This window comes from Niastella sp. sgz303648, from assembly GCF_059587045.1.
In genome coordinates this window covers 63563-76187 of sequence record NZ_JCAPSW010000005.1, presented here as the reverse complement: position 1 = coordinate 76187, position 12625 = coordinate 63563, and the positions used below count along the sequence as shown (strand labels likewise).

The 12625-nt window shown below is 44.1% G+C and carries 11 protein-coding genes; 2 read left to right on the top strand and 9 right to left on the bottom strand.

Going from position 1 to position 12625, the window contains the following annotated elements; all coding sequences use genetic code 11:
- Positions 1–9: 9 nt before the first annotated feature.
- From AC59IL_RS15910 to fbp, 6 genes are all read right to left on the bottom strand, one after another.
- Positions 10–567, bottom strand: a complete 558-nt coding sequence (locus AC59IL_RS15910; RefSeq protein ID WP_496553150.1) for an NUDIX hydrolase — start codon at positions 565–567, stop codon at positions 10–12.
- Positions 568–669: 102 nt separating this feature from the next.
- Positions 670–1197: a YfiT family bacillithiol transferase gene (locus AC59IL_RS15905; RefSeq protein ID WP_496553149.1), complete on the bottom strand. Its 528-nt coding sequence runs from the start codon at positions 1195–1197 to the stop codon at positions 670–672.
- A gap of 142 nt (positions 1198–1339) precedes the next feature.
- A complete protein-coding gene (locus AC59IL_RS15900; RefSeq protein ID WP_496553148.1) occupies positions 1340–2101 on the bottom strand; it encodes an ABC transporter ATP-binding protein in 762 nt (253 codons plus the stop codon).
- A 220-nt stretch (positions 2102–2321) separates the two neighbouring features.
- Positions 2322–2900: a CAP domain-containing protein gene (locus AC59IL_RS15895; protein WP_496553147.1), complete on the bottom strand. Its 579-nt coding sequence runs from the start codon at positions 2898–2900 to the stop codon at positions 2322–2324.
- 63 nt (positions 2901–2963) lie between these two features.
- Positions 2964–3431: a GNAT family N-acetyltransferase gene (locus AC59IL_RS15890; RefSeq protein ID WP_496553146.1), complete on the bottom strand. Its 468-nt coding sequence runs from the start codon at positions 3429–3431 to the stop codon at positions 2964–2966.
- Positions 3432–3631: 200 nt separating this feature from the next.
- On the bottom strand, positions 3632–4651 hold the full coding sequence (gene fbp, locus AC59IL_RS15885) for a class 1 fructose-bisphosphatase (RefSeq protein ID WP_496553145.1): 1020 nt from the start codon (positions 4649–4651) through the stop codon (positions 3632–3634).
- Positions 4652–4880: 229 nt separating this feature from the next.
- Between fbp and AC59IL_RS15880 the strand changes: the two genes are divergently transcribed.
- Positions 4881–6143, top strand: a complete 1263-nt coding sequence (locus tag AC59IL_RS15880; RefSeq protein ID WP_496553144.1) for an aspartate kinase — start codon at positions 4881–4883, stop codon at positions 6141–6143.
- 98 nt (positions 6144–6241) lie between these two features.
- On the opposite strand, the gene AC59IL_RS15875 is transcribed toward AC59IL_RS15880, so the two are convergent.
- Positions 6242–7657: an MBL fold metallo-hydrolase gene (locus AC59IL_RS15875; RefSeq protein WP_496553143.1), complete on the bottom strand. Its 1416-nt coding sequence runs from the start codon at positions 7655–7657 to the stop codon at positions 6242–6244.
- 337 nt (positions 7658–7994) lie between these two features.
- Here AC59IL_RS15875 and AC59IL_RS15870 point away from each other — a divergent pair, with 337 nt between their 5' ends.
- Positions 7995–9776 (top strand): MutS-related protein, encoded by a 1782-nt coding sequence (locus AC59IL_RS15870; protein WP_496553142.1) that lies wholly within the window; start codon positions 7995–7997, stop codon positions 9774–9776.
- Positions 9777–9854: 78 nt separating this feature from the next.
- Here AC59IL_RS15870 and dnaK read toward each other — a convergent pair whose 3' ends face one another.
- Together dnaK and AC59IL_RS15860 are read right to left on the bottom strand one after the other, a co-directional pair.
- Positions 9855–11771 carry a molecular chaperone DnaK gene (gene dnaK, locus AC59IL_RS15865; RefSeq protein ID WP_496553141.1) on the bottom strand — a complete coding sequence of 639 codons (1917 nt, stop codon included), beginning with the start codon at positions 11769–11771 and terminating at the stop codon, positions 9855–9857.
- Positions 11772–11967: 196 nt separating this feature from the next.
- The gene (locus tag AC59IL_RS15860; protein WP_496553140.1) at positions 11968–12459 is read right to left on the bottom strand and encodes an SRPBCC domain-containing protein; all 492 of its coding nucleotides are present in this window, start codon (positions 12457–12459) and stop codon (positions 11968–11970) included.
- Positions 12460–12625: the final 166 nt, after the last annotated feature.

The window sequence follows — 12625 nt, the reverse complement described above, 5'->3', positions numbered from 1 at the left end:
ACTTATTACTTAGTACTTTAGTTCTCCTAATTTCTTCAGTGCATAAAACATCGCTGTAACGTGCATGCTCTGCACGATCTGATTTTCGCGGAGCAAATGTTTTAATTCTTCTATCGAAACAAGATGGAGTTCGATATCTTCATTATCATCAAATTCCTGGGCCTGCACTTTTTTACCGCCGGTAGCGAGGTACATATGCATCCAGTTATTATTGGTTGAAGGATTAGCAGAGATTTTACCCAGGTATTCGTAGTGTCTGAACGCATAACCTGTTTCTTCGAGCAGTTCCCGGGCAATGGCCTCTTCGTAGGTTTTATCGGTATCATCAACACACCCACCGGGTAATTCATAATTTGTTTCCCCTAATCCGTGGCGATATTGGCGTTCGAGAATTACTTTTCCATCTTCTGTCAACGCAAACGCTGTTACCCAGGTAGGAAATTCATATACATAGTACGGTGATACAATTTTGCCATCAGGTCGTTCACAGGTATCATTACGTACGGTAAACCATAAATCATTAAACAGGTATTCCGACTTCAGCGTTTTCCATTTTAAATCTCTCATGATGCTCTATATTCTGATTCAATTTTTTCAGTTAACAAGCGGTAATCAGGCTCTCAATCGGCGGTTTAACCACAAACGTCAAACCACAAACAACAAACTGTATTACTCCCCCCATCCCTTTCTTTCTCTTAACGATGTAATATGCGCCACATGGTGTTTGCCATGCCATGCATACATGCCCAGCAGAAAGTACAACGACATTTCTTTTTTATGTTCAGGATGAAAAACCGTACGGTTCCAGGCTTCCTGTGGCAAATTCAGCAATGCCGAATGCCAGCGTGTATGTAAAGCGTATAACAAAGTAATGGAAATATTGATGGGCACTGCAGTAACATCGGCGAGGTTGGCCCATAATGCTTCTTCATAGGGTTTAATAGCAGGATTTTTTTCAGTTAAACCCAGTTTAAATCGGATATAAGCATTCATATGGCTGTCGGCCACGTGATGTACCAATTGTTTAACCGTCCAGCCGCCATCGCGATAAGGCGTGTTCAGTTGCTTTTCGTCGAGATTTTCGATGGCCATTTCGAGTAAGCCGGGCAGAAACTGAATATCCTGCAACCATTCGCGTTTTTGTTTGTCGGAAAAAGGCTGCGGTTCGTATTTGCCAATGGGGTATCTTAAATCCATATTAAATTTGAAAATGAGTTAATTTGAAAATGAGGCCGTTTAATTTTCTATAAGCTAACCTTTATTAGATGCCTTGATTTTCCGATGATGGGGTGCTAATTATTTAATTTGTATTCCATTTTCAAATTAGCACATTTTCAAATTATTCATCTCTCAGTGCATGTCCTGTGAGGTGAATAAACACATCCTCGAGGTTTGCTTTCTTCACTTCTTTAGGTCGTTCGAAACCGGTGGCAACGAGGTCGTCGATCAGTTTATCGGGAGTTGCCAGTGCAACGATCTTGCCCGAATCGATGATGGCAATGCGGTCGCACAACACTTCAGCTTCGTCCATATAATGGGTGGTAATGATCACGGTAGTGCCTTTGGCGCGGATGGCTTTTATCAGGTCCCACAAATTGCGGCGCGCCTGCGGGTCGAGCCCGGTAGTAGGCTCATCAAGGAAAATGATTTTCGGATCGTTGATGAGGGTGGTAGCAATGGAAAAGCGTTGCTTTTGTCCGCCGCTGAGTTCCTTGAATTTGCTTTTCGATTTGTCTTCGAGGTTTACCATCTTCAGCAAATCAACTGCATTGATACGGCGATTGTACAAACCGGCAAACAGCTCGATCAGTTCAACGAGATTTAAGCCCGGATAAAAGCCTGATGTTTGCAACTGCACACCGATGATCTGTTTGATTGAGTTGGGTTCTTTATCAAGATTAAATCCGTTTACCCAAACTTCGCCACCGGTTTTATCGCGCAGCGTTTCAATGATCTCAAGCGTTGTTGATTTTCCGGCGCCGTTGGGGCCCAGCAAACCGAAAATTTCGCCTTCAATAACATCGAAGCTAATGCCTTTTACTGCTTCAAAATTGCCGTAGTTTTTGATGAGGCTCTTAACCGAAATAATAACCTTGCTCATGTGCTGATCCTGAATTTAGGGCACAAGATAGGTCGAAACGGGGAAATGGAGGGGACCGGAAGTACGAAAGTTGGTAGGCCGGAAGCAGGGATACCGGAAGTCTGAAGCCGGAGGTCCGATGATTTTTGCTTCTAAACTTAATTAGAAGATTGGGGAAATACAGTTTGTCTACATTATGGGCTCTTCTGACGTCTGACTTCCGACTTCTGACCTCGTCGTCTTACTTCGCAAATATCTGCGTGAAATAAATCTGGTTCTGCATATTACGTGTTACGCCGATGCCGGTAAATTTGAAATTGCCTTCAATATTACGTTTATGGTCGGGGCTTTTGAGCCAGCCGTTCACCACTTCACGGGCCGAAAGGTTTCCAAAAGCCACATTTTCACCAACATCTTTTACGCCCGGTACTTTTTCGGAAATATATTTCATGCGAAATGGTAATCCCTGGTGGCCGAATGGAATACGGTGTGTGGCCATATCCATACTGTGCCGGCGTGCCTGGTATTCCATGGCCGGATTGGGCACCAGCGGAGGCAGCTTTCTCGATTGCCGGTATTCGTTCACCAGACTGAGCACATCCCGCTCAAGGCCCGGTGCCAGATTGGCGTTAACCACCGGAGTTGAGGGCGTAACTACCACCTTTTTTTCTGATGTTGACGAACCCGATCTGTAGGTGGCTTCCCGTTTGCCTGATGATGTTTCTGCCGGATTTTTGGTAGAAGTGCAGGCCGTAACTGCCGATAACAATATGCTGATAATAACTGTATAAGAAGCAATTAAGTGACCGTCCCGTTTCATTTAAATAATTACTTTGAATTGAGCTATGCTAAATCTGTACCAGAGATTGTTTGGACCCCGTTTTTATGGGTTCTGAATTATTAATTCCATTTTAACATCTGCCGAAAGATAAGGGGCATTTTCAACCTGCACGTGCCTGAACCCGTATTTCTCATACAATTTTAATGCGGTTTGTAACTGGCTGTTGCTGTACAGGAATACCTTTTTTGCCTTCCATGAACGGGCGGTTTCAAGGCATTTTTCAATCAGCTGCCTGCTGATGCCTTTTCCACGCCAGGCCGGCGTTACGGCCATTTTAACAAGTTCATATATATCGTCGGGTTCCTTCATTAAAGCCGCGGTGCCAACAATTTCATTATCTGCTTTGGCCAGGTAAATGATGCCTCCGTTATTCAGGATGGTGCCACGCGGGTCATCGAGCACTTCGAGGTCGTGCGATTCGGTAAGATTATATTTATCAAGCCATTCGAGGTTCAAACTTTTGAAATCGGCGGCGTATTGATCTTCGTAAAGGATAAGTTCAACTTGCATAAAAAAATATTGAAGTCGGAAGTCTGAGGTCAGAGGTCAGAAAAACCCCTAATACTGACGAACTGTGTTTCCCCAAACTCCAATTTAATTTAACCAGCAGAATCGTCGGACTTCAGACTTCTGATTTCCGACTTCTTTCACGAAACGCGCCCTAAGTATTCAGCATTCTGCTTTAAGCGTTTCGTGTTGTGCGTTAAGCATTAGGCGTTCTGCGTTAAGCATGTTTCTAATTCATCCATCATGCCCCGGCTGCCAATGAATAACGGCGAGCGCTGGTGCAGCTCGGTAGGCTGTACGTCGAGTATTCTTTGTTTACCGTTGGTGGCTCTTCCGCCGGCTACTTCGAGCAAAAAGGCAAACGGATTGCACTCGTACAACAAACGCAATTTGCCTTTTGGTTTATCGATAGTGCCGGGATACATAAATATGCCGCCCTTTATAAGGTTGCGGTGCACATCGGCCACCATACTACCTATATACCGCTGTGTATACGGACCGCCGGTATCCTGGTTCTTTTTCTGACAAATACTGATGTATTTCTGAACGGCCTGTTCATACTGGAAGAAATTACCGTGGTTAACAGAATAGATCTTCCCAAATTCAGGACACTTGATGTTCGGATGGCTCAAACAAAATTCACCGATTGAAGGATCAAGCGTAAATCCGTTCACGCCTCTGCGGGTAGCATACACCAGCATGGTAGATGACCCATACACAATATAGCCGGATGCAACCTGGTTTTTACCGGGCTGCAAAAAGTCTTCTTTTGAGGCAATGGTTCCCGTAGGCGTCACCCGCCTGTAAACGCTGAAAATAGTACCTATCGAAACATTTACATCAATATTACCACTACCATCGAGCGGATCGAACAGGCACACATACTTTGAATTCTTGCTTACGGTGTCGCTGAAGGCCACATAATCGTCGAGCTCTTCACTGGCAATACCGGCACAACTGATGCCATGCTGTAATACCCCGGTAAACTGGTTGTTCGCAAATACATCCAGTTTTTTTACATCCTCGCCCTGCACGTTGATTGCCCCTGCATCACCCAATATATCAACCAAACCTGCCTTATTCACTTCTACATTAACCCGTTTGGCAGCCAGACCCATGTCGCGCAACAGACCGCTGAGTTCGCCCGTGGCATGTGGGAAATTTCTTAACTGCTGAATGGTAAATTCATCGAGGGTGAGTACATTTCTGTTGATAGTGGTCATAAATTGAGCGTTGGTTAACAGTTGTTAGTTGGCAAAAATAAGGGAAAAACCGAAGTCTGAAGTCAGAAGTCTGACGTCAGGAAAACCCGTAATTCCGACATTCTGTATTTCCTCAAACTTCTAATTAAGTTAACCAGCAGAAATCATCGGACTTCGGACCTCTGACTTCTGACTTCTCTACTTTTACTACATTTGCGCCTTATCAGGCAATTAACCTATAAATAAGACAATGCAGGTATTCAAATTCGGCGGAGCCAGTGTAAACAGTACAGAAAGGATTCAACAGGCAGGCAATATTTTAAAGTCGTACCAGGGCGAACAGTTACTGATTGTTATTTCGGCCATGGGTAAAACTACCAATGCGCTCGAAAAAGTAGTGGAAGCCTTTTACAGCAATAAAAAAGAAGAAGCGCTGCAGTTGTTCGAAGCCATCAAACAAAGTCATTTAACCACCGCCAAATACCTGCTGGTTACAACCTACAACGAAACGCTTGAACAGCTGGTAAACTTTTTTACCGAAGTAGAATGGCTGCTGCACGATAAACCGGTTCGTGGGTTCGACTATTACTACGACCAGGTTGTGTGTATCGGAGAATTACTATCTACCGCAATTGTGAGCGCTTATTTGAACGAATCGGGGTTCACCAATCACTGGATCGACGTACGGGATATTATTCGCACCGATAATAATTTTCGTGATGCCAATATCGACTGGAAATATACCGGCGAAAAGATCGAAACAGTGGTGTTGCCGCTGCTTAAAGAGCATAATGTTATCATTACGCAGGGTTTTATCGGATCAACCGACGAAAACGAAAGCACTACGCTTGGCCGTGAAGGCAGCGACTATACCGCTGCTGTTTTTGCCAATTTACTAAACGCCGAAGCACAGGTAATCTGGAAAGATGTGGAAGGCGTAATGAATGCCGATCCCAAATTATTTTCCGATGCGCAATTGCTGCGTGAACTGAACTACGATGAAGTGATTGAAATGGCTTACTATGGCGCACAGGTAATTCACCCCAAGACCATCAAACCGCTGCAGAACAAAGGTATTCCGCTGTATGTAAAATGTTTTCTCGATAAAAACCTGCAGGGAACCGTTATACATAATAAAACGATCAAGGGCCTCCCTCCTGTTATTGTGCTGAAACAAAACCAGGCATTGATACAACTGCACTCGAAAGATTTTTCCTTTGTGGGCGAAAAGCCGGTGGCCGATCTGTATCAAATTTTAGCAGATAGCAAGATCAAGCCCAACCTTATGCAAACCGGCGCCGTTACCATTCAGGTTTGTTTGGATAATCAAAGTGATAAAATTGAAAAACTGGCAATTGCCGCTACCGAAATATTCGATGTGCAGGTCGAAAAAGGATTAACGCTGCTTACTATTCGTCATTATAACGAGGCAATTTTACAAAAAATGATCGCCGGCCGCGCCGTTGAGCTGATGCAACAAACACCCGAAACGGTGCAGGTGGTCTTGAAATAGTTGCAGGTTACAGGTTTCATGTTACAGGGCAATACCTTCCACTTTCAAACCTTGTAACCTGAAACCTGAAACCTGTAACTTGTAACATAAACTTTCTACTACTTCAGATACTTCTCAAAATCAAGTTTTCTATAAAATATCTTATCTCTCACAAACTGCAGGTACAAAATAATTTCGCGCCAGCGCATGAACCACGATTCAATGGAGCGCCGGGTGAACAATTTGCTGATGGGCAGCAGATCGTATTCATAGGCGTTAAATGTTAGGTTCAATGCCTCCATATATTTTTTGTTTTTGGCAGTAACTTTATAAAACACCCTTTTGCCGATGCACATATGGGAGAATATATTAAACTCAATGCCCCGCAAAAATATAAAAGCGGTGGTGTGTATCTGAATGGGAAAATTGACATGGTGTAAAAGCGTATCCGTCGGCAGCTCTGTTACTTTTCCGGTATAAATGTTTACATCATAAATATACCGGATTGCGCCGGCGGCCGATAATACATAGGTGAAAGAAACATTTTTGAAATACCGTTTTATAAAAAATGGAAGGCTACGGCTAAATGTTGAAAAGTATTCATCTACCACTTCTTTTTCAATAAACGTTTGGTTTTCCTGCTCATAAAACTTTTCAAGGCTTTCGGCTTCCTGTTGTAAATATTGCTGCAATAATTTGTCGCGATTGGTAAACCAGTCTTTTTCACTAATGGCAAAACCGGCTTCCGACGACCAGCTATCGCCCGATACCATCACTTTTACCATGGGTGAAGGAATCTGATACCGTTTAAAATACGCTTCTACCAGTAACGGATGTTGAATAAAACGGTTGAAGTGATAAGAGTCTTTATGCAAATGACAATGATTGCTGGCAAACGGAATGGCATACCAGGCGCCGGTAGCCTTAACGGTTTGTGCAAATTCTTTGATATACCGGTCAAGATCATCTACGGTCGAATCGGGCGCATCTACTATTTCGTACGATAACCTTTCGTTGGCTGAGCTATGGCTTCTGAAAACAAAATCGATGGGCCGGTGCTTACGAACAATTTGTTTAAGCGTAAGGCCCATATGTTTTGAGTCGTTCAGGTTCAGCAATTTTATGCCATCACATTCTATCAGTACAGCACTGTCGAGAAATACCCAAAACTGGTACGAGGTAATGGTGAAGCCTTTATCCAGTTCAAAACGCTCGCCATGTTTTAGTTCAATGATGTTATCGAAGCCAAGATAGTTCAGATCGTCTTTAATGCGTGAATAGTTTCCTTTGGGAATAATGATCGGAGTTTTGTTTTTGAATTTTCTTAAAGAAGCGCCGTGAAAATGGTCCCAGTGAATATGTGTGAGGTAAATAAAATCGGGGTGTAATGAATTGATGAGTTCTTTACTTACCGGCGGATAATTCCACCACGAGCGCCAGTAGCTGCTACCGATCAGCCAGGGGTCGCATATAAGCGATGTGCCCGGTTTATTTTTTACCAATAAACCGGCATGGGATAAGATTTGAAATTCCATAACCAGAGCCGTTTCACTATTGTGTGATTCCTTCTGTATAAATATACTGAAATTATAACTGTTACACACAAACTAAATACAGAAAAAGGTTCCTTCATTTTCCTTTTTATGCTGATAATCGTATATACATCATGTATATTAAATTGCTAATTGGTATTTTGCTAAAAAATAACCGGTTGCAGGGCCGAATGTTGCCAGGGCAACAGAATAGTGATGCGGGACTGCAAGTGTCGCATAGCAGAGTTAAAGGCAATCCCGACATGCAATGCCGGAACGAAACCGCAAGTGTCGCATAGCGGCACGGCTTTCCGCAATGTGCCGTATATTGCCGCTAATTATGGAGTCAGTAATTGGTTTTTATAAAGAAAAAATTCAGTTTTATCAGGATGCGTTGAAGCGATTACAGCCTGTTACCACTTTGGTGGCCGGTTTGCGTCTTGCCTGTTTTTTTGTTTTTGCCTATGTAGTCTGGAGGTGGATTTCAGACCACACGCTGGTCTGGCCTATGACTACCCTGCTTGTGATCGCGGCGTTTAGTATACTGGTGCGCATTGCGTGGCGCCTGAACGACCGCAAGGCACTCCTTGAAAAACTGCTATTTATAAATAAGAATGAACTCGATGTGTTGCAGCATCAGCCCAACCTGTTCAATAATGGAGAATCGTTTTTATCGAATGACGGTTATGCCGGCGACCTGGATATTTTCGGCCCCGGCTCCCTGTTTCATATACTGAACCGAACTACTACCGGTCATGGTACACAGCAGCTGGCCCACTGGCTGCAGCAACCTTCTCTTTCCAAAACGGCTATTGAACAGCAACAACAGGCAGTGCAGGGACTGACCACTCAAAAAGAACTACGTCAGTTGCTTACTGCGCATGGTTTGATGAACGAAGAAAAAGAAGGCACTTTACATGATATTGCCGACTGGCTGCAACGGCCTGCTATATTGTATAATAAATTATGGGTGCAATTGTTACGATGGCTGGTGGTGGTGTACAGTTCAGTTTTTTTGATATACTGGCTGGCAACCAATAATTATTATCCGTTAATACCGGTGATATTGCTCAGCTGGATGGTGAACGGAATGTTCGGCAAACAAATTCTTAAACAGCATAGCCTTTTGGGAAAAAAGCAATCTATACTGGAACAATATGCTGCTATATTGTCGTTGTTCTGCAAGGTCGATAGCGGCACCTCAGAGCTGTTGAAAAAAGAAAAAAAGGTTGCCACAGAAGCGCATCAATCGGTAAAAAAACTGTCGCGTTTATCGGCCATGTTCGATCAGCGGTTAAACCTGATAGTAAACTTTTTTCTGAACAGTTTCTTTATGTACGATATCCATTGCTTATGGGCGCTTGAAAGCTGGAAGAAAAAACATAAAGACCGGTTTAACGACTGGATACATTGTGTAGGCAGCATTGAATGCATTAACTCATTAGCCACATTTGCATTTAATCATCCGCAATACCAGTATCCGGTTGCAGACATCGATAACTTATCAGTTTCTGCCATGCAGATGGCACATCCGTTGATACCGGCTGAGGAACGTGTAGCCAATGATTGCATATTTGGCATAAACGAAAAGCTGGTTCTGGTAACCGGTTCAAATATGTCGGGCAAAACTACTTTTCTGCGAACGCTTGGCGTAAACCTTATACTGGCGCAATGCGGCGCCCCCGTTTGTGCCGCCTCGTTTTCCTTTACACCGATGGTTATCCGCAGCTCCATTCGTGTGAGCGACTCACTGGCCGAGCATACCTCCTATTTCATGGCCGAGTTGAAAAGGCTGCAGCAGATCATTCATTATCTGCAGCAACACGATACGCCGGTATTGATCTTAATTGATGAAATTTTGCGCGGCACCAATTCAGAAGATAAAACGCACGGGTCGGAACAGTTCATTAAAAAACTGTTGCAATACCGTTGTTTAACCCTGTTTGCCACGCACGACCTGGCGCTCAGCCGGCTTGAGCAGGAACTTCCCGGCAAAGTGAACAACTATTGTTTCGAAAGCACCATTAGCGATGGTGAATTGTTGTTCGATTATAAACTGCAGCAGGGTGTGGCGAAGAATAAGAACGCTTCGTTTTTGATGCAAAAAATGGAGATTATTTAATTTGAAAATGGATTATTACAAAAACCAAAAAGCCCTCCGCAATTGCGAAGGGCTTTTTGATATATATAATCACCGTCCTTATTTCACTTCTTCGAACTCGGCGTCGGTTACGTTTTCGCCGCCGGCGTTAGATTGTCCACCGCCGTTAGGGCCGCTCTGCTGAGCGCCGGATTGCTGGCCTCCGGCTGCGCCCTGTGTAGCTTTGTACAGCTCTTCACTGGCTGCCGTCCAGGCGTTGTTCATTTCGGTAGTGGCAGCATCAACCGCACTTACATCCTGCGATTTGTGCGCTTCTTTTAATTTATTCAGGGCTGTTTCGATAGGCCCTTTCTTATCGGCCGGAATTTTATCGCCATATTCCTTCAACTGTTTTTCAGTCTGGAAGATGAGGCTATCGGCCTGGTTCAGTTTATCAACCTTTTCACGGGCTGCCTTATCCGTTGACTCATTGGCTTTGGCTTCGGCTTTCATCTTTTCAATTTCGTCCTTGCTTAAACCACTGCCGGCTTCAATACGTATCTTTTGTTCTTTACCGGTGCCCTGATCTTTAGCGGTAACATGTAAGATACCATTGGCATCGATATCGAATGTTACTTCGATCTTAGGCATACCACGCGGAGCGGGTGGTATATCTGTGAGCTGAAAGCGACCCAGGCTTTTGTTCTGATTGGCATAGGTACGTTCGCCCTGCAATACGTGAATTTCAACACCGGGCTGATTATCGGCTGCGGTAGAGAATATTTCAGATTTTTTAGTCGGAATGGTTGTGTTGGCATTGATCATTGGGGTCATTACACTACCCATTGTTTCAATACCAAGTGTCAGCGGTGTTACGTCGAGCAACAATACATCTTTCACTTCACCGGTTAATACGGCACCCTGAATGGCGGCACCAACAGCTACTACTTCATCGGGGTTAACGCCTTTGTTAGGCTTTTTGCCGAAGAATTTTTCAACCAGTTCCTGAACTTTTGGTATACGTGTACTACCACCTACCAGAATTACTTCATCTATTTGCGCAGCTTTTAAACCGGCATCTTCGAGTGCCTTTTCGCAGGGGCGCAAACAGCGTTCGAATAATTTATCGGCCAGCTGCTCAAATTTGGCGCGGGTAAGTTTTTTTACGAGGTGCTTGGGCACTCCGTCAATAGCCGTGATGTATGGCAGATTGATTTCTGTTTCGGTCGAAGACGACAATTCGATCTTGGCTTTTTCGGCTGCTTCTTTCAAACGTTGCAAAGCCATAGGATCTTTGCGCAGGTCAACTGATTCATCGTTTTTGAATTCGCCGGCCAGCCAGTCCATAATTACTTTATCAAAGTCGTCGCCACCAAGGTGCGTATCACCATTGGTAGATTTTACTTCAAATACGCCATCGCCCAGTTCCAGTACCGAAATATCGAATGTACCGCCACCAAGGTCAAATACGGCAATTTTCTGGTCGTGATGACCTTTATCGAGACCGTAAGCCAGTGCGGCTGCGGTAGGTTCGTTTACGATACGGCGAACATTTAAGCCGGCAATTTCACCGGCTTCTTTGGTTGCCTGGCGTTGGGCATCGTTAAAATAAGCCGGAACGGTAATAACCGCTTCGTTTACTTCCTGACCCAGGTAATCTTCGGCCGTTTTCTTCATTTTTTGAAGAATCATGGCAGAAAGTTCCTGTGGCGTATATAAACGGCCATCTATGTCAATACGTACGGTATTATTGTCACCTTTTGCCACCTTATAGCTCCAATGGCTGATCTCTTCTGTCACCTCGTCGAAACGACGGCCCATAAAACGCTTCACACTCATGATGGTGTTATGCGGGTTTGTGATGGCCTGACGTTTGGCCGGGTCACCTACTTTACGCTCGCCGTTTTTCAAAAAAGCCACTACAGACGGGGTGGTACGGCGTCCCTCATCATTGGCTATTACCACCGGTTCATTTCCTTCCATTACTGCTACGCAGCTGTTGGTGGTACCGAGGTCAATTCCTATTATCTTTCCCATAAATGCTGAATTTAATGTTCCATTATGGTTATCAATGATTATGCCGTGGTAAGTGAGGGTGAAAAAATGGCAGTCTGGCAAATAGTGAGCAGGCAGCAGGCAATGGGCAGTTGTGTCGTTTCAATGCAATTATTCTGATTCAATCCTGAATACCCGATTTTTAAGTCAGGTAAAAGATCTGATTTACTGGCAGCTGTTACCATTCGGGTTCTGTCATAAACGCGGCCAGGTTATTTAAGGTAGAAGTGATACCCTTTTCATGATCGGCAGGCTTTATGCCGGCGGGTACATTTTCGCAGATAATTTTCACTTCGGTGCCGCCAGGTATGGGTGTCAGCATGGTAATCACTGACATGGTACCTGCAAAGGCCGGATCATCCGATTCAAATTCAACCTGCTCAACCACCTTTTTACCGGACGCCAGTTCGGCAAACGTACCATGAAACACATCGGCATGAGCGGTGGTTTTGCCTTTTACATCATGACTGGTATTCCTGTACCCGAACCTCATCCTGAACCGGCCCCCTTCATATGGTTCAAACATATAAATTTCGCAGGTCATGCCTTCGGGTGGTCGCCACCTGGCAATAGCCTGCGGGTTTATGAGTGCATCGTAAATGGCCTGCGCCGGAGCTTTAATAACCCGCGAAGCCGAATCTGTTCTTTTATCGTTGGTAAAGGGTGTCATGATGAATGTTTTGCCTTTTCGTAAATTTACTTTCTACACAACAAGTATAAATCCCCTTTGTTATCATTAATTCCGTTAATATCTTCATATAACAAAAAACAAATATTAAATAATGAATGTCCAATATTGAATGTCGAAGTGCCTTTACATCAACCTTTAAATTCAA

Excerpts from the sequence above, each read along its gene's own strand:
- AC59IL_RS15910 (WP_496553150.1), bottom strand. The coding sequence starts at position 567 with ATGAGAGATTTAAAATGGAAAACGCTGAAGTCGGAATACCTGTTTAAT.
- AC59IL_RS15905 (WP_496553149.1), bottom strand. The coding sequence starts at position 1,197 with ATGGATTTAAGATACCCCATTGGCAAATACGAACCGCAGCCTTTTTCC.
- AC59IL_RS15900 (WP_496553148.1), bottom strand. The coding sequence starts at position 2,101 with ATGAGCAAGGTTATTATTTCGGTTAAGAGCCTCATCAAAAACTACGGC.
- AC59IL_RS15895 (WP_496553147.1), bottom strand. The coding sequence starts at position 2,900 with ATGAAACGGGACGGTCACTTAATTGCTTCTTATACAGTTATTATCAGC.
- AC59IL_RS15890 (WP_496553146.1), bottom strand. The coding sequence starts at position 3,431 with ATGCAAGTTGAACTTATCCTTTACGAAGATCAATACGCCGCCGATTTC.
- fbp (WP_496553145.1), bottom strand. The coding sequence starts at position 4,651 with ATGACCACTATCAACAGAAATGTACTCACCCTCGATGAATTTACCATT.
- AC59IL_RS15880 (WP_496553144.1), top strand. The coding sequence starts at position 4,881 with ATGCAGGTATTCAAATTCGGCGGAGCCAGTGTAAACAGTACAGAAAGG.
- AC59IL_RS15875 (WP_496553143.1), bottom strand. The coding sequence starts at position 7,657 with ATGGAATTTCAAATCTTATCCCATGCCGGTTTATTGGTAAAAAATAAA.
- AC59IL_RS15870 (WP_496553142.1), top strand. The coding sequence starts at position 7,995 with ATGGAGTCAGTAATTGGTTTTTATAAAGAAAAAATTCAGTTTTATCAG.
- dnaK (WP_496553141.1), bottom strand. The coding sequence starts at position 11,771 with ATGGGAAAGATAATAGGAATTGACCTCGGTACCACCAACAGCTGCGTA.
- AC59IL_RS15860 (WP_496553140.1), bottom strand. The coding sequence starts at position 12,459 with ATGACACCCTTTACCAACGATAAAAGAACAGATTCGGCTTCGCGGGTT.